Raw genomic sequence first — 20799 nt, 5'->3', positions numbered from 1 at the left:
CTGAAATGGTTCATTAGAAATACAATATTGATTACATTATTTGTAATCATATTATGTATTGCGTAATTATAAAAAATAAGTATGATGAAATAAATCCGCACCAATTCACAGTAAAAGCAATAAGACAAGGAATGCTCATAATGGATCAGTCACTTACTTCATTTATTGATATTGCAGCAGACAGTGATTTCACGCTGCACAATTTGCCCTATGGTATTTTCAGTGAAACTCCTGAGGGTTTAAGACGTGTTGGTGTTGCCTTGGGAGATTGGGTTATCGATTTGACGGTGCTTGAACAGCATCAGCTATTGGACTTACCTATAGCGACACAGTATTTCTCTCAATCTAGCTTAAATGCCTTTATTGCTGCTGGAGCGACCACATGGTCTGGTGTAAGACGTGCCTTGCAATATTTATTCTCGAGTGAGCGTAGTGTTTTACAACAAGATAAGGCCTTGTTAAAACAAGTGTTACTGCCAAGGTCTGCGCTGTATTTACATCTACCGATAGAGGTTGCTGGTTATACTGATTTTTATTCATCCAAGGAACATGCAACCAATGTGGGATCTATGTTTCGTGATCCTAAGCATGCTTTACTTGCAAACTGGAGCGAGTTACCCGTAGGTTACAACGGTCGTGCCAGCTCAGTTGTGGTGAGTGGAACCGATATCGTTCGTCCATCGGGTCAAATTAAACTGGTTGATCAGCAAAGACCAATTTTTTCTGCAAGTAAAAAACTCGATTTTGAACTAGAAACAGCTTTCATTGTGGCGAAGAATACACAGTTAGGTCAGCCAGTACCTATCGATCAGGCATGGGAACATATTTTTGGTATGGTGCTTCTCAATGATTGGTCTGCGCGTGATATTCAACAATGGGAATATGTACCACTGGGACCATTTAATGCGAAGACATTTGCCAGTGCAATTTCTCCATGGGTTGTGACTTTAGAAGCACTTGAACCTTTTAGAACGGCAGGCCCTGTACAAGATCCAGAGCCTTTAGATTACTTAAAAGAAGATCATCGACACAACAGTTTTGATATCAACTTATCGGTCAAACTATTGCCTGCTGGAGGTGATCAGGCTGATGTGATTTGCCAGACCAATTTTAAGCATATGTATTGGTCGATGGCGCAGCAATTGACGCATCACACCATTGCCGGCTGTAACTTACAAGTGGGCGATTTGATGGGTTCAGGAACAATTTCAGGTGCAACAGTTGATGCTTATGGCAGTTTGTTAGAACTCACTTGGAACAACAGCAAACCCTTACAGCTGAGCAATGGCCAAAGCCGTGGTTTTATTGAAGATGGCGACAGCATTATCATGCAAGCTTATGCTGAAAAAGACGGTATTCGAGTGGGATTTGGAGAGGTCCGTAATCAAGTTCTGGCTGCGATTGATTTTAACTTCCCTGTTAAATAGGCGAATATCACGATGCAACTGTATAGTTATTTTCGTAGTTCCGCTGCATATAGAGCTCGGATTGCACTTAATTTGAAAGCTGTAGATTACACCATTGTACCTGTTCATTTATTGAAAAATGGCGGTGAACAACATAGTGATGCTTACCGCAAAATTAATTTTAGTGAGTTGGTTCCTACATGGGTGGATGAAGAGCTTCGCTTAGGTCAGTCCTTAAGTATTCTGGAATATTTAGAAGAGCGCTATCCACACCCTGCATTATTACCTTCGAGTTGCATTGAACGTGCTCAAATCCGTCGTTTTGCGCAAACCATCAGCTGTGATATTCACCCACTGAATAACCTGAGGGTGTTGCAGTATTTAGTGGATGAAATAGGCATCGATCAAGAACAGAAAAAACAATGGTATCAGCACTGGGTGATACAAGGTTTTCAAGTTCTAGAAGATCAGTTGACTGAGTCAAATGGCTTATTTTGTTTTGGTGAACAGCTCACATTTGCTGATTGTTGCTTAATTCCTCAAGTATATAACGCACTCCGTTTTGACATCGACTTAACGGCTTTTGTCAAAATTAAATCTATTTATCAACACTGTATGACGCTCCCTGCCTTTATTCAGGCAGCACCAGAACAACAAGTTGATGCGCAATAACAGTATTAAAAAGGAGTTTTAACATGACATTTGCAATTGAAAAAATTCATCATGTGGCCTATCGCTGTAAGGATGCACAAGAGACTGTGCAATGGTATAAGACCATGTTACATATGGATTTTATTTTAGCTTTTGCCGAAGATCATGTGCCTTCAACCAAGGCTTTTGATCCTTATATGCATTTGTTTCTAGACGCAGGACAAGGCAATGTTCTGGCATTTTTTGAATTACCTACACAGCCAGAAATGGGCCGTGATGAAAATACACCACAGTGGGTACAGCACATTGCTTTTCAGGTTGCAGATCAGGAGGCATTATTAGCTGCGAAACAACATCTAGAGCAGCATGGTGTTCAGGTTCTGGGTGTGACCAATCATGGAATTTTTCATTCAATTTACTTTTTTGATCCAAATGGTCATCGTCTAGAACTGACCTATAATGATCCAAATGCTGCACATAAAATTGCTCGTATTACAGAAGAGATGAAATTGGCAATGTTGAAAGAATGGAGTGAGACTAAACGTGCGCCACACCATACCCATTTTTTACACGAAACTGAGTTGGGGTAAAAGCCAATGGGTTTAGGCCAAACGTAGGATAAAAATTCCGACCATAATCACACCAGCAGAAAGTAGGCGAATTAAGCCTACTTTTTCTTTGAGAATGAATATAGAGATCAGCAGTACAAACAAGATTGAACTTTCACGTAATGCTGCAACTATAGCGACAGGTGCAAGTACCATTGCCCAAAGTGCTAGGGTATAAGAAGTGATACTGCATATTCCACCAATCGCTCCGAGGTACCAATATTTTCTGAGATAGCGCCAGTTACGCTGTCTCCCTTTTAAAGTCATATGGGCCAACATCAATAGCCCAGTAAGTAAAAAAATCCAAAGAGAATAAGCTATTGCAGAACCCGAATAACGTGCGCCAATCGCATCGATTAAGGTATAACAAGCAATCACTAGAGCATTAAGTAGTGCCAAAACTATCGTTTTTCTTGTAATGGTTTGATTTGCATAAAGAATAAATAATATGCCCGCACAAAGCACACTTATTCCTATCCAAGCCATGAGCGACAGTTGCTGATCAAAAAGAGTAATACTACAAAGCGCAACAATAAGAGGTGCTGTTCCACGCATTAAAGGATAGACCTGACTAATATCAGCGATTTGGTAGGTCTTGGCCAATGAGACGAAATAAATAATTTGTAGAAATACAGAAGCGAAAATAAAAGGCCAACTCTGCAATGCTGGTGTAGGAAAAAATGGAAGTAAGAGTAATGCCCAAAGTGCGGCAGCGCCTGTCACCAATACTGTATTTAAATACTTATTCGGGGCTGATTTAAGTACAGCATTCCACGTTGCATGCATTAAAGCAGCAAAGAGAAGTGTGATGAATACCAATTGGGACATGATTTATTTGTCAATTCTTGATTGGGTATTTAGGTTTAACTGAAAAATGGTGTGTGAAAAAGAGGGAGGAAACAAAGTTTTAATCTTTTCTGAGGAGATTGAGCCAATACAAAGCATAAGCATAGTCATTCCATACAGATCAGTTTAAACCTCACCATATGGAATGTCGTATAAAATTATGCAGTTGTCGCAAATTTCAGTAGTGATTTTAATTGATGAATCTCCGATGGGCTGGCACTTTGTAGAGGTTTACGGGGAGCGCCTACAGAGAAACCTAATTCGTTTAATCCTGCTTTTACGGTCTTAGGCAAACCACCTTGTACAATAAAACGCAGTAGTGGCAGTTGCTTGTAAAATAGTTTTTGGGCTTGTGCTAAATCGCCTGCATTTGTCGCTTGATATAGTTGACGAGGAAGTTTACCCAATAAATTAGGTGCAACTGTGCACCAACCGCTTGCACCTGCGCAAAAAGCCTCAAGTGCCAATGGATTACAACCATTATAGAACGGTAGTTGTCCTTGAGTGAGTTCATGAAACTTATGCATACGTTGAATATCACCCGTACTGTCTTTGACCATACTGATGTTTTCAATATCTTGGAACATTCTGACAATCAATTCGGGTGATAAATCTACACCGCTGGTTGCAGGGTTGTTATAGACCATGATTGGTAATTTAGTTGCTGCTGCAATTTCTTGATAGTAATCATAAATTTCTTGATCAGTCAGTTTCCAATAAGAAATAGGCAGCACCATGATTACATCTGCACCTAATTCTTCAGCCTTTTTAGCTTTTTGAATCGCCATATTCGTGGTGAGTTCAGAGATTCCCAAGATGACAGGTACGCGATGATTAACAATTTCAATGCTTTTTTCAGCAACTTTTTGCCACTCTTCCCAAGATAAATAAGCACTTTCACCTGCGCTTCCAAGTGGTGCAATCGCATCACAGTCATGTTCAAGCAAAGTGTTCAGAGTAATGCTAAGTGCATCGAAGTCGACTTCTTGGCTGTCTGCTTTGAAGGGAGTAATTGGATAAGCAATAATGCCGTTGAGTTTCATGGTCCTAGCCCTCTAAACAGTCTTTGTGGTTTTTTAAAGCTTTACGTGCGTAGTAAGCAAAGTTGACTTGATTGCGTTTTTGAGTTGAAACCCAATCATGTGCTTCTTTGGCCAATTCATGTGGGATTTGCTGAATTTGACCTGCTGCCATTGCTAAAAGTTGTAAGCGTGCTGCACGTTCAATTAAGATTGCTAAATTACATGCTTCTTCGATGGTCTTACCTGTGACGAGTTGACCATGATGTGAAAGTAAAACTGCACGGTTGTTGCCCAAGGCACCTGAAATTAAAATACCTTCTTCATTGCCTACGGGTACGCCCGGCCACTCTCCAACAAAAGAGCAGTCCTCATATAAAGCACAAGTATCCATATGTGAAATAATTAAAGGAACACGGAGCATCGAAAGTGCTGCAACATGTGTAGGATGCGTGTGAATAATGCAGTTTACTTCAGGGTGCTGTTTATAAATCCAAGTATGAAAGCGGTTCGCGGGGTTTGCCATGCCTTCACCGTTGAGAGGTTTTAGATCCTCATCAACTTCAAGTAAATTATTCGCACTAATTTCATCGAAACCTAGACCGAAGCGCTGTGTAATAAAGGTATTGCCTTTCTCTGTTCGGCTTGTAATTTGTCCTGCAAGACCAGCATCATGACCATGATCAAATAAGATACGGCAGGTCAGAGCTAATTTTTGTTGATCGCTATAGCCTTCATCTTGGAAAAGCTGTTGCATGCTTTGCTGGGCATTTTGCATCAATTGCTGTTTGTCGAGTAATGCAGTTTCCATAACATTTCCTATTTGATTGATTTGTAGATACAACAAGGTCAGAATAGGAAATCCTTGGATGGTTTAAAATATCCAGTTTTTAAAACTTATATGGTCCAGTACATCATGCAGCAACCATGGAAAGTTCGTCTACATATCGCAGAGCGTGCAGAAAAAACCATTTTTTTTAAATTGGCCAATCAAATCATTCAAGAGATTTTATCTGGGCGTTTATTACATGGTACCCGTTTGCCAGGCTCACGTACTTTAGCTGATGAATTAGGAATTAACCGCAAAACAGTACAATTGGTCTATGAAGATCTAGAGGCACAAGGCTGGTTAGTATCTAAAGCACGACAAGGTACTTTTGTATCTGAACATTTGCCTGATTTAAAGTCTGAAAGTAAAACAAGTTCTACATATGCATTGCTCGAAAAGACTGAACCAAGCATGCAACAACGACAAGAACCAGTCATTAAAAATGATGGTATTCCAGACACACGGTTGATTCCATATGAGCTATTTTCTCGTGCTTACCGACGGGCTTTAATTCGCGTTACACGCCAGCAGATCATGGGTTATGGGGATCCACAAGGCAGTTTAGAGTTACGTCAAGCACTACTCAATATGCTTTCAATGGAACGTTTTATTCGAGCATCACTCGACCATATTTGCGTTGTTCGTGGTAGTCAAATGGGCATATTCCTTGCGGCACGTATCTTGGCAAAGCAAAGACCGAAAGGGCAGGTGATCATCGTTGAACAATGGTCTTATCCACCCGCTGTAGAAACTTTTTTATCTAATCATTATCAAGTGATTCAGGTTCGATTAGATCAAAATGGTTTGGATACTGAGCATCTGGCCGAATTACTTGAAATACATAATGTTGCAGCAGTATATACCACACCACATCACCAATACCCGACAACAGTTTCGATGTCGATGGATCGACGATTAAAACTATTAGAATTATCAAAAGCTTTTGATTTTTATATTATTGAAGATGACTACGATCATGAGTTTCACTATGACAGTCGTCCTATTCCACCTTTGATCAGTTTGCCATCTTCTGAGAAAGTTATACATATTGGGTCACTTTCAAAGGTATTTGCACCCAGTTTAAGGGTGGGGTATGTCGTTGCTGATCTCAACACAATTCAAGCCATGTGTCAGGATATTTTATTGATTGATAAACAGGGTAATTCTATTACTGAGTTGGCCATTGCAGAACTGATGCAACAGGGTGAAATCAAGCGTCATACTCGAAAAATGCGTAAGGTATATCAGGGTCGCCGTGACTTTGCTGTACAGTTATTTCAGCAGACTTTTCAGGACAATGTTGAGTTCATGACACCTGCAGGGGGGATGGCATTATGGGTGAAATTTAATTTCTCTTATCAGCCACACTACACTGAGCTGCTTATGAGTTTACATATCGACTCCGAATATAGTTTTGGCTCGAAGCCTCAAAAAGCATCTCTACCTTATTTTTATATTCGTTTTGGTTTTGCTGCATTGAGTGAGATTGAAATGACTCAAATTATTGAGCAGTTATATCAGGGTTTTAACCACGTTCATGTTTAGCACTGTCTTAAAGACCAATGAGGACTCCATCCGTACGAGGATGGAGGTGAACTTTGCCAACGCAAGCAGTGTTGGTTGGGATGTATGGCTTAATTGCTTCTCGTGGTGGACCTCGGCAAGATCCTGCATCATAAGAACTTGACCATAAAGTTGAGCTGGCTTAGCAGTATTAAAAACTTTTATTTTTTAAATGCAACATTTAAAACCAGATGTGCAATCAGTCCTAAAATAAGCCCCCAGAATGCACCGCCTATACCGAACAGCTGAATATTGGCTGTTGTGGCTAAAAATGTAATGAAAGCGGCCTCTCTATTTTGACTGTCTTGTATGGCATTGGCCAAACTACCTGCGATAGTCGCGAGTAGGGCGAGACCTGCAAGGGTACTAATAAATGTTTGGGGGAACGCTGCAAATAAGGCAGCCAGTGTCAGGCCGAAAATACCCACCAAAATATAAAATACACCTGCAGCAATCCCTGCAATCCAGCGTCGATTCGGTTGTTGGTGTGATTCATTACCTGTGCATATGGCAGCAGTAATTGCTGCCAAGTTAAACGCGTGGGAACCAAAAGGTGCCATCAGGAGCGAACCTAAACTAGTGACTATAAGTATCGGTTTAGCACGGGTTTTAAAACCATCGTTTTGAAGTACTAACAGACCAGGCATATATTGACCTGTTAGGGTGATTAAAAATAAAGGTATAGCGACACTAAGTAATGCATTGAGTGAAAACTCTGGTGCTGTAAATACTGGTGTTGCCAGTGCTAGGCTTAATCCAGAAAAGTTGATACGTGATTGAAGTAATAAAAAAATAAGGCCAAAGATTAAGACACTAACAATGGCATAACGTGGGGACAGTCGTTTTGCAATGAGATAAATAAAAAATAAAGTGATAGCCAATAATGGATCAATACTCATATTACTAAAGGTAGAGATTCCAAATTGCAGCAATATACCCGCCAATAAACCCGAAGCAATGCTGCTCGGAATTAAACGGATCAGTTTTTCAAAGTAACCTGTAAAGCCTAAAACGACAAAAGCCAAAGCTGACAGTAAATAAGCACCAATCGCTTCAGCGTAAGGTACAGCTGCAAGCGCGGTAATTAAGAATGCAGCAGCAGGAGTTGACCAAGCCGTTATAATTGGCTCGCGAGTATACCAGCTGAGTAATATCCCACTTATCCCTACCCCGATTGAAATGGACCATACCCAAGAGGCGGTGAGTTCTGCACTGAGCCCAGCGACTTGTGCCGCTTGGAAAATTAAAATAAAGGTTCCACCATAGTTAACAATCACGGAAATTAATCCAGCGATCGTCGGTGGGAGTACATCAGAAACACCATAACGTGTGGTAGAGCGTAATGAAACCATTGACCCAGCCCCCTAAAGTCCTTAAAAATTAGAGTGTTGAGTCTAGTTAAACATCTGGTACCTATATAAGGCACACTTTGGCTTTTTCTATAGGTACCAGTTTGAAAAGTTCAGTACCTACAGCTAACAGAATCTTAAATTGCCGTAACAGTTTGGGGCAAAATCTTGATTTTTAAGTTGTAAGTCGAGTAACTCCATAGAGACTCTGGAGTTTTGCAGGGTAATATCATTCAGTGCGATATTTCCAAAAATACAACTCAATGCGAGAGCACCACACTTAATTGGATCTTTATCCAAGTGTTGGCTAATTAGCGGTAATACTTGTTTGATTACATCATCCGTCACATAGACCTTCTGGCTTGGAGTTACATCCCCAATATCAATAGAATCCTCAATCGCTAACCACCACCCACGTTGTGCTGCGACTTCAGCATTGGACCACATGACATTTTGTTTTTGTGAGGATAAAGAAAAGGGATTATTCAAAGGAATTTTATGGATAAAACCTAAGTTTTCTTTGACAGTAACATCTACACCTAGATTATTCAGACGTCCAGAAAGTTGACCATCATTAATAGGAATTGTAATAAAGCCCCATTTGGCTTTTGCTTGGATGGTACCGCCTAGGGCAATGTTATTTACAGTTGCTGTTCCTGTTAGATTAATATCAGACATCCTACGGCCATAAATATCTTGTCCCTTAATAAATAATGAACCGCTGCCTTCACCAAGATTGAGTGAATAATCATTGGTGCTAAAGTCTGCTTTTATGGCACCCGTTGTACTCGTGACTCTTCCTGTAATAGGCACACCTAAGCTGTTATAAGTTACACCTGTTCTAGAGTCAGTGGTGACTCTGCCAGTGGTGTCTTTAATCTTTAGAAAGCCACTTAAGCTATTGATGCCGTTTGGTTCAGAACTATTTTCAGTACCCATAGTCATGAGGCCTAAAATTTGATCTGCACTTAAACGAAAACCAATCACTTCACGCTCTGCCGCTGAGTTTGGGTTTTTAATAGCAAATTCAATAAATGGATTGGTAATTTTGGCGCTCGATGTTGCACGGCCTGTACGCGTGTCTGCCATGCCACTTAAACTCAGATTATTAATATCGATGTCGCAACCATTGATACCATTAATACCGCCACAACCTAATTGTAATTTTTTTATATTGGTGTTGAGTTCAACATCAGCTTCCATACCAAGCTTATAAAAACCTACATTTTCAGCTTGCATTTTATTCATAGAATCCGTCGGTGCGAGATAAGACAGACTAAGGAGCGCCTGTCCATTTACATTAGATAGCTCCGAGTCATTCAATGCTTGAAGACCTAATTCGTTGGCATTTGCATAACTTATGAAGCAAGTGCAAAGCAAACTCAGGCTAATTTTTATGCTGTGATGTAGGTGATTTTTAATGTCCATATAATTCCCACACGCCTTTTAAAACTGATCTAAAATTAAACGAACTTAATAGAAATTAAAAGAAAAATACGATGAAAGGTCTACAAATTTTAATTGATAAACTCAATATCGAGACCAAGGGGGAATCTATGAATATTTTTTGGATTCAACTCAGCTGAATAAAAAAATTGTTATTCAATTTAAAAAAGCAATTGATATTTCGTAATTAATTTAAATATACAATACTTAGTGAGAATTATTACAAATATAATAATCATTATCATTTAGTTTTTGATCGAATATTTCTCCTATGAAACAGTTTTATAGAAAAGATCTCTCACACGCAGTTGCCATACTCATGTTGAGTAGTGCATCAACTGTAGTCTGGGCAGATGATGAACGTGTTGCATTGCCTACAATTACTTTAGAAGCAGATGCTGATGCACAAAGTTATGCCAATGGAACTTTGGCTAAGACAGCACATTTAGCAGCATTAGGTGATAAAGGCACTATAGACACACCATTTAGTGTTATGACTTATACATCTCAGATGATTGAAGATCAGCAAAGTACCACACTTGCAGCGATCTTAAAAAATGATCCAAGTATACGTATTAGTACCAACCAAGGTCATTTCAATGAGAACTTCCAAGTTCGTGGTTTTGTTTTGCACAATGACGATGTGGCCCTAAATGGTTTATATGGCATGTCACCAACTAGCCGTTTACCGACAGAGTTTTTAGAGTCAGTTACCGTATTAAAAGGGCCAAATGCCTTGGTTGGTGGTATGTCACCAACAGGGAATGTGGGTGCAGTTGTCATCGCTAATATGAAGCGTGCAGATCGGGATTTAAATCGAATCGGTATGAGTTTTGAAGGGGAAAGTTATTATAAAACTCATTTTGACTTTGCTCGTCGTTTTGGTGGAGGTGATCAGTTCGGGGTGCGTGTCAATGCAGCTTATGCTGATGGTGAGCATATTATTGATGGTCTGCAAGATCGTCAGGCTTTGGGTGCAATCGCCGCTGATTATCGTGGTGAAAAACTAAAACTCAATTTTGATGCTTATAGCGTGCGTGAAAATCGTGATGGTGGTTCACCTGCGATGGTGTCATTTGCAAATATTAATCAGGTTATTGCAGCACCAAAAGGTAGTACCAACTATTTCTCACATTTAAAAGGTTGGACCAATAGTCAATTTGTTGGCCTCAATGCACAATACCAATTTAACCCTGAGCTTAAAGCTTTTGCGGGTGTGGGTTATGTAGAAAAAGAATATGCGGGTCATATGTTTGGTACTCGCATGATCTTAACCAATACTCAGGGCGATGCGACATCACAATATTATAGTACGCGTTCAAAAGAGCACAATGTCAGTAGTAATATTGGTATTGAAGGTAAGTTTAATACAGGTGCTATTCAACACACTTTGGGGTTACGTGCAGATTATCTAACACGTAAATACAATCAACACAAAGCTGCAGGTGTAAATCCATTTAACACCAATTTATATCAACCGAGTCAGCAAGGCAGTATGCCTGAACCACCAGTGGTTGTACCTTATAAAGACGACAAATTTGTTAGCTATATCTTAACTGATCAAATCTCGCTGCTTAACGATCAACTCCAGTTCATTTTAGGTGCGCGTTATCAGGAAATGGATACTCGTGTGTTGACCAATAAGACGCAATATAACGAATCAAAACTTTCACCAAGCGTCGCTGTTGTATTTAAACCGTGGGGAGAAAATAGTTCGATTTATGCCAGCTATGTAGAAGGTTTATCAGCTGGTTCGACGATTGATAATCCACAGGATGCAAATGATGGTGTCACTTTTGCACCTTATCAAACCAAACAGTATGAAATTGGCGCTAAATATCAGCAAGGTTCTTGGTTAAATACTTTAGCAATTTATCAAATTGAGAAACCTGATACAGCAACTGATAAGACTTATCGTGATCCAAACAATAGCAAGATTATTCAGAAGACAACCGATGGTAAAGAGACGCGTTCTAGAGGGATTGAATGGACAGCGACAGGTGAAATTTACCAAGGTTTAAATCTATTACTGAATGCAGCTTATACAGATACTGAAATTACTCAGTCACCTGCGAGTAAATCGACAGAGGGCAATACTCAATTTGGTACGCCTAAGTTTACCGCAGGTCTAGGTCTAGATTATCAACTTCCGTTTGTTGACGGTGTGAACCTAAACACGCGTGTTTCTTATGTCGACTCACAATATATCAATGACAACAACGATGTGAAACTTCCAAGTTTTACTATTGTTGATGTTGGCGCGAGATATAAAACACGTCTCGGCGGAGTAGAAACAACATTCTTAGCCAATATTGATAATGTTGCGAATAAAAAATATTGGGAAGGTATGTTTAATCCAAACTATGCATTAATTGGTGCAGAGCGTAGCTATAAAGTGGGTGTGACTTTCGATTTTTAATGGATTCACAATGCAGCAGCTGATTGAGCTCAATCAGCTGCCTTATTTTTTATAATCTCAGCATTCGTGATTCGTATGCATTATTGATGAAAAGGCTATGAAAATATTTGCCGTTTTGTTGTATGCCGTGGCTTGTTTCGTGATTTATCTCAGCCACGCTAATCAAACTTTACTGGTCCAACCATTATCTAGAATTTATCGTTATCTCGCCTTATTGATTGGGGTTATTGCCTTTGGCCTATTAAGTTATGACTTACCTTGGTTGGTGGCTATTTTTATGAGTGTTGTTACCGCAATTGTGGTTTGGACATTTGCTCCCTTTATATCTGCATTAAAAAGGTATTCTGCACATGAAAGTGAAAAGTCCAGCAAAAATTCAAGCTGATTGGTGGTCCAAAACCTTTGCCGGATTGGTGCTGGGTCTCTTGATTGCGATTGCGCTAGGGAGCTTGGTTGTACTGTTGAGTCTTGCCCATGTCGATCGCTCTTTGGCACCACAGCTCGGAATGTGGACGATTGCTTGGGTATGGAGTCCACTATTTTTTCTGGCTTATTTTATCCCTAAAGGCTGGCAGGCAATCGCAATTTATAGCTTAACAGCTGTGCTGGCTTACGCGGCAATTTTCTGGTTGCGAGGTTAATATGAAGATTCGTACTGATATTCTTAAAATCGCAAAAGAATTACATACTTGGGTTGGTATTAGTGCAGGTATTCTGCTTTTTATCTGCTTCTTTGCTGGCGGGCTGACCATGTTTCAACATGATCTGAGTCGCTGGGCAACTCCACCTCAACAGCGTTTGGCCAGCATTGAACCATCGCAGTTTAATCAATTGATTACTCAAGCGCATGCAGCATATCCAGATAGTGTCAGCAGTTTTCAAATCAATATTGACTCTAAAGAGTATCACCATGCGCCAATGATGTGGCAAGCAGCACGTAAAGATGCCGATCAAGGTGCGTTTGATACTGCGCAAAATAGTATGTTGGCAACTTTGACTACAGATGGTCAACTGCAGGTACAACAGGAAAATCGTTCTAATCTTGGTTGGTTGATTGAACAATTACATGAAACTGGTGGCATACCAGGCATGCTAGGTCACCATACCATTGGCGTTTATGTCATGGGGGGCGTGGCATTACTTTATTTTCTCGCCATTATGACGGGCTTGGTTGTGCTTTTACCTACTTTGGTCAAGGATTATTTTGCCATTCGTAAGGGTAAAAATAAAAAACGGTTTTGGTTAGATACACATAATGTTGTCGGTATTAGTAGTTTACCTTTTCACGTGATTATCTGTGTGACGGTTGTTGTCTTTGCTTTCCACGATGTGTTTTATGGAGCAATTGGTAAACTGATTTACGCAGATCGGCCGATGTTTGAACGCCGTGCAGCTGTAGAACTTGCTGAGCCACATCCGCAATTGGATATTGATCATATCTTACAACGCCTGAAACAACAGGCACCAGATTATCAAGTGACATCGATACGTTTTACTCAGGTTGATCAACCCAGTAAGGCAACTGCTTTTGCTGCCTTATATAATCCAAATCAAATGCTACGTGGTGATAATTTTGATTATCTAATCTTTAATCCTTACCAAACGACGCCCTATAACACATCGACATTAAATGCCTTTAATGGGAACTTGGATAAACTGCTTAACTCAATGTTTAGTTTGCATTTTGGTAATTTTGGTGGAGATTTTACCCGTTGGATTTATCTGATTTTGGGTATGGGAGGCGCTTTCTTATTTTACTCTGGTAATATTTTGTGGATTGAGTCGCGAGTTAAAAGACAGAAAAATCCTCAATTGGCTGCACCTACACAACGTAAAGATGTACGTTTTGTTGCTAGTCTCACTGTTGGAGCTTGTTTAGGTTCGATGTTCGCTATATTCACTGCAATGTTATTGGGACGTTGGGGCTTGGTCTTTATGCCACACTTGAGCAGCATGAATCATCTCTTGCTTTATAGTTATTATGTGCTTTTTGTGGGATGCCTAATTTATAGCTTTTGCATCGGCGCAGCTCGGGCTTTACCGCATTTATTATTGGCAATCGTTATCGTATTGACGCTTATTCCATTCACCTCATTATGTGCTTATCTCTTTCCTCATATTGGGCTCTGGTCTACCACAGGGTCGTTGTGGTGGATTGATCTCATGGCATTAATTTTTGCTGCTTTGTTTCTACGTTTTTATCAGCAGGCCAAAGGCCGCGCTCAACATGCAGCAAAAGGCTCGCTGTGGTCAGTTTGATTAAGCTTGAATTGATACACCCTTTGATTTAAAGGGTGTATTTTTTGGATTATTTAAAATATTTAAGCCAATATTGCTCTCGACAGTGCGAGTTAAACTGAACCTTGTGGGGAGAAACTTTTAATGTCGGGGGATGTTGCAGCACTTGGTATTGAATCCAACATTCACTACAACTTTCAACTTCTGCGGGTAAATCATCTTGCTCGATCTCTTTTTGGATAACCGTGCCGTCATTAAAATAAAATTTTTCGCTAGAACTTTGTAGGTGCACATCATCATGGCTGTTTTCTAACTGTTCATGTTTGATGATGTGTAATAACGGATTTGAATTTGGTTGTTGAATAACTTCAACATATTGTGCCAAATGCTGCATAAAATAAGCGCTTTCTCTTTACAATCTAGAATATTTAAGCACGTCATGTGGTTGATTGCGACTACTATATTGCAGCATTTAAAGCGAAACTATTTTTAAAATGATCCGTAGGTCATCATGATGATTTAACAGGGGAGCGACTGTGAAAAAACTATTTTTAACATCATCATTTTCAGATGTATATCTTGATTTTAAGGCGTGTATTCAAGACGAGCTTATGGGTAAAACGGTGAGTTTTATTCCTACCGCCAGTAAACCTGAGTCAGTGACTTTCTATGTAGAGAATGACAGGTTAGCGTTTGAAAAATTGGGAATGAAAGTTGAGATTTTAAATATCGATGAAGATGATCCCAAAACCATAGTGCAAGCTTTAACGCGTAATGACTATATTTTTGTTTCAGGTGGAAATACATTTTATCTTTTACAGGAGTTGAGACGTTCTAAGATGGATCAAGTCATTGTTCAACTGATTCAAAGAGGAAAACCTTATATAGGCAGTTCAGCAGGCTCTATCGTTTTAGGTGCTGATTTAGAATATATCAAGACTATGGATGACTATTCTCAAGCACCTGATTTACTCAATACAGCGGGCTTAGACGTTCTTCCATTTTCAATATTACCGCACTTTGGCGACGCCCCTTTTAGTGAAATCACCAATCAAATCTTTAATGAGTTTCATCAAAAGCATGTTCTAGTTCCGCTTAACAATAGACAATTTATATATTTGGACTAATTGGAATAGAGTCATGTTCAGACCGAATTACTAGAAACCGAAGAAAATAAAGCTGTGACATTATAAATGAGTGAATAAATAATGTAAGATTTGACCGAGAAAATGACTGTGTTGCTTATAAAACCAGCGATTATTGATCATTATGGTCTAGGTATTTATCATTTAATCACTACAACTTTGAAGTCTATCTAAAAAAAGTCTTTAAATTTAGTCTTTAAATAACTTTTTAAAATGAACGACATCGGTTAAAGTACTCGCTGGTGGATGAGGACATAAGTTTTGATCTACTCGCGTTAAAATGCCTATTTTTATTATTTATAAAAAAAACTTGATGATCCTCAGTACCACTGGGGATCATTGCTCTGCAAGGATTGAAAAATGGACAAAATAATCTTGGTCACACTGCTAAGTTTATCTATTGTGGGTTGTAGTACTTTAAGTAGTGCGATGATGAGTGATAGAAGTTTGGCAGCTCAAACGGCAAAGCAATTGAATACGACAGTTGATAGCGTCATTATTTCCAACCGTAGCTCATCTATTACTGAAACAAAATTTGTAGCGACTGTAGATGGAACAAAATTTGACTGCCAAATCGTATTTGTGGGCAAAGATCACTGTTATGAGCGATATACCCCAAAGTAATTAAATCTTATATTCATCTTGAGATTGACCAAGTTAGTCTTAAGTATTTTTAACTGATTATTTTCAGTCATCACTTGGTAATGCCACGATTTTGAGTGGTTAATATCTACAACCCAATGGGTGAAAGCTTGCTTCAGTGTAGGTTTTGGCTGACAAAGATTCGAGTGATTGGCGCTATGCGGGTTTAGAATATTTTCTTATGATATGAAGCATAGAGAGCAGGATGCTCCAGAGAATAACAAGAAATAGACAACAAGGATTGTGAGGTAGGACAGGAGTCATACCCAACCCCCTAATGCAAAAGAGCCCGACAGGATGTCGGGCTCTTTTGTTTTCATAATCTTAGTAGATCAGACCGGAAAAGATTTTAAATGTTAATTCACATTGAAGCTTAAAGTTGCCACTAAATAACGGTTTTTGTAGGCTTGTTTGTTGTACTCGCCAGCTTCATCTACACCTTTACCAATTTCTAAGACATATTGTCCTTTCCAAGGGGTATCAACAGTGAATTGCCCTTGCTCATTGCTGATATATTTCTTTTCCCAGCGCTGTGGTGAAATAATCGTAACCTCTTGTTTAGCTAACGGTTTTCCTTGAAAAATAATGGTGAATTGATTGCTATTTGCTGTGGTTGGAACAATTTCAAGTTCTGAGATTGCCTTGATTTCTTGACGGCCAGCTTTGGCGCGAAATTGTGCCAACATATCACCATGAACTAAATCATTATTTACTCGTACATCAGCAGTACCTTGTGTTGCATAGCTCAGGTTATTGTTATTAACCTGAGCAGTTAATTCTTTTTTGCCTTGAACAGCTTTTGAGGAGTTAAATGCTTGCAAAGGTCCTTGCTGCGTTTCTGTAAGATTTTCACCATATTCACCAAAATAGGCTAGGGTTTTCTGGTCTGCACCACGCTCTAGCCACAACATATGGGCTTGAGTGGTCATTGCTGTGAATGCTAAAGCAAAGGCGGTTAAACGTTTCATGAGGACATCCTTTAAATCGTCGAGGTTGGTAAATATTGTTTTAAAAATCAAATGTAGCTGAGAACATTAATGTTCTTGGGGCACCTAAGCCTGAGCTCGTTGAACTTGCCCAATAGGCTTTATTGCTCAGGTTTTTGATCTCTGCACGTAACACCGTTGGAACTTGTCCAATCTGAGTTTTATAAAGTCCACCAATGTCATAAATCGTGCGACCTGCAACATGTAAGTTATTTTCAGCATTGATATATTGTTTGGACATGGCCGTTATATTGGTGTTTAGACTTAAGCCTTCAATCATAGGTAAATCATATTGCATACCCAATTTGGCCTGTAGTTTAGGAGTTGCTGTTGCAAAGTTACCTTGGTTTTTGCCTCCTTGGGTTTTGGTTAATTCGGCTTCAGTGTAGGTTATACCGCCCATCAGATTAAGTTCAGGTAATAACTTGCCAAAGAATCCCCATTCAACACCTCGATTGCGTTGTTCTCCACCAAAGGAAAAAATATTGGTTGTAGGGTCTGTCAGAGAATTGGGTTTTTTAATTTGAAATAAGCTTAGTGAGCTTGCAAAATCACCCATTTCGAATTTACCGCCAATCTCATATTGTTTGGTTTGATAGGGCGGAAAGACTTCTCCCTTGTTTGCAGCAGTGACGGGTGCAGTTGCGCCGATACTTAAGCCTTCGATATAGTTTCCATACACGGATAAATTTTCTAAAATTTTATAAGAAGTGGCAAAAGCTGGAGTCACCTTATCTGTATCATAACGTGCTGTTCTTTTTCCAGATGCCCCATCAATCGTGTCTTGAAGTACATTTTGCTGACGTACACCTACGATTATATTTAATCGATCATCCAATAAGCTCATATGATCTGCAAAGCCATAACTGGTATTTTTGACTTCACCAGTTTTGGGAAGAGCTGCATGACTAAAGCTTTTATCCAGCGTTAGGCCATCCCAGTTTGGATGATACATATTCGTGACATAAAATTTCGTTTGATCTGTGCCCAACATATTCCGTGAGAAACCAAATTTTTGATCATGATGATAGTAGGTCGCATTTATCGTTAAATTATGCTTAACCCCAAAGGTATTAAAGTTAAACTTGAGCCCTGCATCTGCAGAATTTTTGTCATATTGAAAGCGTTGGTGGGAGTAATTACTTTTAAAATCACCCTCGGTATTGATAATTTCTTGAAGTGATCCAGCGAGTGAGTCGAAGTCAGTTTTTGCATATCCATAGCTTAGATAAGCGCCAACGAGATCTGTAAATTGATAATCACCACGTAAGATAATCACATCATCTTTTGTATTAGAAAATGTATCTGGTGGTGCAAAAACAGTGGTTGGTTTAGGGGCTTTGGGGATAGGTAAACCTGCTGCCATTGATATCCCACGGTTTAATCCATCAATATGATCTTCTGAATGATAAAGATCAGCAGAAATTTGACCACGTTCAAAACGCCAATCTAAGCCCAATGCTGCTAATTCGGTTGATGCGGATTGACCATCCACAGCTGTATCGCCATCCCGATATACTCCATTAAATCTGATGCCGAACTGTTGTTCTTCACCAAAGCGTTGACCAATATCAAGATGAACGCCTAATTTAGATTCTGAATCATATGTTGTACTCACGCGGCGAGTAGGTGTGGCTTCAGCCCGTTTAGTAACAATATTGACTGATCCACCCACAGATCCACCTGGCGGCATGCCATTTAAGAGTGCACTGGGTCCTTTTAACACTTCAATACTTTCGGCAAATTCAGGAGAGGTCCGATAATAGGGCGATACGCCATACAAACCATTAATACTTGCATCGCTATTAGAAACACTAAAGCCACGAATACTATAGTTATCAGAAATTCCGCCAGTAGATCCATTGGTATAAACGGTTGGATCTGTTTTAGTGATTAGACTCGAAAGATCTTTAGCTTGTACATTTTGAATGTGATTGCTGGTGTAACTGACCGTATTAAAAGGGGTATCCATAAAGTCCATTTCACCCAACATACCCACACGACTTTTACGATTTATTTTTTCGCCTGCTAAGGTATTATTTACAGCACTCATGCTAATCGTGGGTAACTGTATTCTGTCATGATCAATTGATTCAGCCGGTTCAAGATGGCTTTGTTCAAGTGCGCTCTGTGGGGGCAGGGTTTTAGCGCTGACCACAATAGTGTATCCAGTCGCTGTTTTTTGTAGTTGTAAACCATGCGGACTAAGGAGCGTGGCAAAACCAGTCTCAACACTATATGAACCATTAAGCCCTGAGGTTTTTTTGCCTTCCAAGAGTTTTGCATCATAGTTGATTAAGATGCCTGATTTTTCAGCAAATTGATTGATGGCTTGTGCCAATGAATCGCTACTGATTTTTACATTCTTGACCATTGAAGTGTTGGCAGATGCAAATACACTGACACTCATACTGCTACAAAGTATAGAGGCGGTGATTAAGCTGTGTTTTATGGCAAGGCTTAATCGCTTTGTTTTAAATCCTGTGGTGTTCATTTGATTTTCTCAAAGGCAAAATACGCTTTCATTACCTATGCCCCTTGAGAATCAAAAAGCCCTCATTATTTTTAATAAAAAATTTAATTATTTTTTAATATTTTGATTTATAAGAAAATTTATTTTTCTTTTAATGTGATTTTTTTCCAGAAGTAAAATTGAGATTCAACTTTAATCGGTAATTGCTGTTCAAGTGAATCTAAAACTTTTTGATATTCCTTTAATGGAAATACACCAGAAACTTCAAACTTGCTCACGCTTTTATCATAAGACAGCTGATCCCTAGAGTAACGATTGAGCTCTGTAAGAAATTCATTTAAAGGCATCTTATAAACACTCAGCATGCCATTTTTCCAAGTGGAATATTTTAAATCGATCGCTTTGATATTTTGAATCTGATATTGATTAAATAAGACTTGTTGTTCTGCATGAACATGAGCTTTGTTCTGGGATTTTGTTGCAGTGACTAAAACCTCTCCTTCAGATACAGTGAGTACAGTATGTTTGTCATATTGCCGAATATTAAAGGTTGTACCTATATCTTGTATGAGACCATCACGATTACTGACTGAAAATGGGCGATGCTGTGGATCTTTGACTACCTCAAGGTGAATTTCACCTTTGATCAATTCAATTTGTCGCTGTTTATGATTGTAATTAACATTCACTACAGTATCAGTATTTAAAATAATCTGAGAACCATCTGCGAGCTGAATACTTTTTTGTTCGCCTATTTGGGTTTTATAGTCTGCCTGCCACTGTTGCCATAATTGTTGCGGTTGCATGGCGATTATTGTAACAATAGAGCCACCAAGCATAATCATATAAGCAATTGATTTAGTCGGAAATAAATTTCGAGAAGGCGCTTTTTGGTCAATTGAAAGCAATGCTTGTTTTAACAATGGATGTTTAAGGCTATCTAGAGAAAGACCGAACTGTTCTAGGCATTTCCAAGCTTTTTGATGTTGTTGGCTGGTTTGAAGCCAAGTTTGAAACTCAGTAATCTCCTGTTCAGTAACATCATCAGCTTGCAAGCGTACATACCATTCTGTGGCTTGTTGACTCACCTCTACAGGGATCTGTGTGGAGTTTTCTGGAAGAATTGATTTATTTTGCATAAATCAGCCTGCTTAACTGTCGACAAAGCATGTTATTTAT

The 20799-nt window shown here is 39.3% G+C and carries 19 protein-coding genes; 10 read left to right on the top strand and 9 right to left on the bottom strand.

Annotated elements, in window-relative coordinates; translation table 11 throughout:
* The first annotated feature begins 140 nt into the window (after nucleotides 1-140).
* The 3 genes from fahA to Aru01_RS03930 are packed head-to-tail and all read left to right on the top strand — an operon-like array spanning nucleotide 141 to nucleotide 2647.
* On the top strand, nucleotides 141-1427 hold the full coding sequence (gene fahA / locus Aru01_RS03940; protein WP_016654593.1) for a fumarylacetoacetase: 1287 nt from the start codon (nucleotides 141-143) through the stop codon (nucleotides 1425-1427).
* A gap of 12 nt (nucleotides 1428-1439) precedes the next feature.
* Nucleotides 1440-2078, top strand: coding sequence for a maleylacetoacetate isomerase (gene maiA, locus Aru01_RS03935; protein ID WP_016654594.1), 639 nt, complete (start codon nucleotides 1440-1442; stop codon nucleotides 2076-2078).
* Between the two features lie 23 nt (nucleotides 2079-2101).
* Entirely contained in the window at nucleotides 2102-2647 is a 546-nt protein-coding gene (locus tag Aru01_RS03930; protein WP_016654595.1) for a VOC family protein, read from the top strand.
* Between the two features lie 12 nt (nucleotides 2648-2659).
* Here the strand turns inward: Aru01_RS03930 and Aru01_RS03925 are convergent, their stop codons facing one another.
* From Aru01_RS03925 to Aru01_RS03915, 3 genes are all read right to left on the bottom strand, one after another.
* Nucleotides 2660-3493, bottom strand: coding sequence for an EamA family transporter (locus tag Aru01_RS03925; RefSeq protein WP_016654596.1), 834 nt, complete (start codon nucleotides 3491-3493; stop codon nucleotides 2660-2662).
* 176 nt (nucleotides 3494-3669) lie between these two features.
* A complete protein-coding gene (locus Aru01_RS03920; protein ID WP_016654597.1) occupies nucleotides 3670-4554 on the bottom strand; it encodes a dihydrodipicolinate synthase family protein in 885 nt (294 codons plus the stop codon).
* 4 nt (nucleotides 4555-4558) lie between these two features.
* Entirely contained in the window at nucleotides 4559-5341 is a 783-nt protein-coding gene (locus Aru01_RS03915) for an aldolase (RefSeq protein ID WP_016654598.1), read from the bottom strand.
* A 90-nt stretch (nucleotides 5342-5431) separates the two neighbouring features.
* On the opposite strand from Aru01_RS03915, the gene pdxR reads away from it, so the two are divergent.
* Nucleotides 5432-6904, top strand: coding sequence for a MocR-like pyridoxine biosynthesis transcription factor PdxR (pdxR, locus tag Aru01_RS03910; protein WP_228128716.1), 1473 nt, complete (start codon nucleotides 5432-5434; stop codon nucleotides 6902-6904).
* A gap of 179 nt (nucleotides 6905-7083) precedes the next feature.
* Here pdxR and Aru01_RS03905 read toward each other — a convergent pair whose 3' ends face one another.
* A complete protein-coding gene (locus Aru01_RS03905) occupies nucleotides 7084-8274 on the bottom strand; it encodes a benzoate/H(+) symporter BenE family transporter (protein ID WP_016654600.1) in 1191 nt (396 codons plus the stop codon).
* 123 nt (nucleotides 8275-8397) lie between these two features.
* Complete coding sequence (locus tag Aru01_RS03900; RefSeq protein ID WP_016654601.1) at nucleotides 8398-9699, bottom strand: hypothetical protein; 1302 nt, start codon at nucleotides 9697-9699, stop codon at nucleotides 8398-8400.
* 289 nt (nucleotides 9700-9988) lie between these two features.
* On the opposite strand from Aru01_RS03900, the gene Aru01_RS03895 reads away from it, so the two are divergent.
* The 4 genes from Aru01_RS03895 (at nucleotide 9989) to Aru01_RS03880 (ending at nucleotide 14395) form a co-directional block, all read left to right on the top strand.
* Complete coding sequence (locus tag Aru01_RS03895; protein ID WP_016654602.1) at nucleotides 9989-12136, top strand: TonB-dependent receptor; 2148 nt, start codon at nucleotides 9989-9991, stop codon at nucleotides 12134-12136.
* 97 nt (nucleotides 12137-12233) lie between these two features.
* Nucleotides 12234-12521, top strand: coding sequence for a hypothetical protein (locus Aru01_RS03890; RefSeq protein ID WP_016654603.1), 288 nt, complete (start codon nucleotides 12234-12236; stop codon nucleotides 12519-12521).
* Nucleotides 12487-12777, top strand: a complete 291-nt coding sequence (locus Aru01_RS03885; RefSeq protein WP_016654604.1) for a hypothetical protein — start codon at nucleotides 12487-12489, stop codon at nucleotides 12775-12777. Before Aru01_RS03890 ends, Aru01_RS03885 begins: the two co-directional genes overlap by 35 nt.
* Nucleotide 12778: 1 nt before the next feature.
* The gene (locus tag Aru01_RS03880) at nucleotides 12779-14395 is read left to right on the top strand and encodes a PepSY-associated TM helix domain-containing protein (RefSeq protein ID WP_016654605.1); all 1617 of its coding nucleotides are present in this window, start codon (nucleotides 12779-12781) and stop codon (nucleotides 14393-14395) included.
* Nucleotides 14396-14444: 49 nt separating this feature from the next.
* On the opposite strand, the gene Aru01_RS03875 is transcribed toward Aru01_RS03880, so the two are convergent.
* Nucleotides 14445-14768, bottom strand: coding sequence for a hypothetical protein (locus Aru01_RS03875; protein WP_016654606.1), 324 nt, complete (start codon nucleotides 14766-14768; stop codon nucleotides 14445-14447).
* 142 nt (nucleotides 14769-14910) lie between these two features.
* Between Aru01_RS03875 and Aru01_RS03870 the strand changes: the two genes are divergently transcribed.
* Both Aru01_RS03870 and Aru01_RS03865 read left to right on the top strand, forming a co-directional pair.
* Entirely contained in the window at nucleotides 14911-15501 is a 591-nt protein-coding gene (locus Aru01_RS03870) for a Type 1 glutamine amidotransferase-like domain-containing protein (RefSeq protein ID WP_016654607.1), read from the top strand.
* Nucleotides 15502-15879: 378 nt separating this feature from the next.
* The gene (locus Aru01_RS03865; RefSeq protein ID WP_016654608.1) at nucleotides 15880-16143 is read left to right on the top strand and encodes a hypothetical protein; all 264 of its coding nucleotides are present in this window, start codon (nucleotides 15880-15882) and stop codon (nucleotides 16141-16143) included.
* A gap of 374 nt (nucleotides 16144-16517) precedes the next feature.
* On the opposite strand, the gene Aru01_RS03860 is transcribed toward Aru01_RS03865, so the two are convergent.
* The 3 genes from Aru01_RS03860 to Aru01_RS03850 all read right to left on the bottom strand — a co-directional run bounded on the left by Aru01_RS03860 (nucleotide 16518) and on the right by Aru01_RS03850 (nucleotide 20759).
* The gene (locus Aru01_RS03860; RefSeq protein ID WP_016654609.1) at nucleotides 16518-17129 is read right to left on the bottom strand and encodes a hypothetical protein; all 612 of its coding nucleotides are present in this window, start codon (nucleotides 17127-17129) and stop codon (nucleotides 16518-16520) included.
* Nucleotides 17130-17169: 40 nt separating this feature from the next.
* A complete protein-coding gene (locus Aru01_RS03855; protein ID WP_016654610.1) occupies nucleotides 17170-19641 on the bottom strand; it encodes a TonB-dependent receptor in 2472 nt (823 codons plus the stop codon).
* A gap of 119 nt (nucleotides 19642-19760) precedes the next feature.
* A complete protein-coding gene (locus Aru01_RS03850; RefSeq protein ID WP_016654611.1) occupies nucleotides 19761-20759 on the bottom strand; it encodes a FecR family protein in 999 nt (332 codons plus the stop codon).
* Nucleotides 20760-20799: the final 40 nt, after the last annotated feature.

It is taken from the genome of Acinetobacter rudis, from assembly GCF_000829675.1.
Lineage (GTDB): Bacteria > Pseudomonadota > Gammaproteobacteria > Pseudomonadales > Moraxellaceae > Acinetobacter > Acinetobacter rudis.
This window is presented reverse-complemented; position numbering and strand designations above follow the sequence as displayed.

What these genes read in the sequence shown, in the direction of transcription:
- Aru01_RS03920 (WP_016654597.1), bottom strand. Translation starts at nt 4,554, where the DNA reads ATGAAACTCAACGGCATTATTGCTTATCCAATTACTCCCTTCAAAGCA.
- Aru01_RS03855 (WP_016654610.1), bottom strand. Translation starts at nt 19,641, where the DNA reads ATGAACACCACAGGATTTAAAACAAAGCGATTAAGCCTTGCCATAAAA.
- Aru01_RS03900 (WP_016654601.1), bottom strand. Translation starts at nt 9,699, where the DNA reads ATGGACATTAAAAATCACCTACATCACAGCATAAAAATTAGCCTGAGT.
- Aru01_RS03895 (WP_016654602.1), top strand. Translation starts at nt 9,989, where the DNA reads ATGAAACAGTTTTATAGAAAAGATCTCTCACACGCAGTTGCCATACTC.
- Aru01_RS03890 (WP_016654603.1), top strand. Translation starts at nt 12,234, where the DNA reads ATGAAAATATTTGCCGTTTTGTTGTATGCCGTGGCTTGTTTCGTGATT.
- pdxR (WP_228128716.1), top strand. Translation starts at nt 5,432, where the DNA reads ATGGTCCAGTACATCATGCAGCAACCATGGAAAGTTCGTCTACATATC.
- Aru01_RS03850 (WP_016654611.1), bottom strand. Translation starts at nt 20,759, where the DNA reads ATGCAAAATAAATCAATTCTTCCAGAAAACTCCACACAGATCCCTGTA.
- maiA (WP_016654594.1), top strand. Translation starts at nt 1,440, where the DNA reads ATGCAACTGTATAGTTATTTTCGTAGTTCCGCTGCATATAGAGCTCGG.
- Aru01_RS03885 (WP_016654604.1), top strand. Translation starts at nt 12,487, where the DNA reads ATGAAAGTGAAAAGTCCAGCAAAAATTCAAGCTGATTGGTGGTCCAAA.
- Aru01_RS03875 (WP_016654606.1), bottom strand. Translation starts at nt 14,768, where the DNA reads ATGCAGCATTTGGCACAATATGTTGAAGTTATTCAACAACCAAATTCA.
- Aru01_RS03905 (WP_016654600.1), bottom strand. Translation starts at nt 8,274, where the DNA reads ATGGTTTCATTACGCTCTACCACACGTTATGGTGTTTCTGATGTACTC.
- Aru01_RS03880 (WP_016654605.1), top strand. Translation starts at nt 12,779, where the DNA reads ATGAAGATTCGTACTGATATTCTTAAAATCGCAAAAGAATTACATACT.
- Aru01_RS03930 (WP_016654595.1), top strand. Translation starts at nt 2,102, where the DNA reads ATGACATTTGCAATTGAAAAAATTCATCATGTGGCCTATCGCTGTAAG.
- Aru01_RS03860 (WP_016654609.1), bottom strand. Translation starts at nt 17,129, where the DNA reads ATGAAACGTTTAACCGCCTTTGCTTTAGCATTCACAGCAATGACCACT.
- fahA (WP_016654593.1), top strand. Translation starts at nt 141, where the DNA reads ATGGATCAGTCACTTACTTCATTTATTGATATTGCAGCAGACAGTGAT.
- Aru01_RS03865 (WP_016654608.1), top strand. Translation starts at nt 15,880, where the DNA reads ATGGACAAAATAATCTTGGTCACACTGCTAAGTTTATCTATTGTGGGT.
- Aru01_RS03925 (WP_016654596.1), bottom strand. Translation starts at nt 3,493, where the DNA reads ATGTCCCAATTGGTATTCATCACACTTCTCTTTGCTGCTTTAATGCAT.
- Aru01_RS03915 (WP_016654598.1), bottom strand. Translation starts at nt 5,341, where the DNA reads ATGGAAACTGCATTACTCGACAAACAGCAATTGATGCAAAATGCCCAG.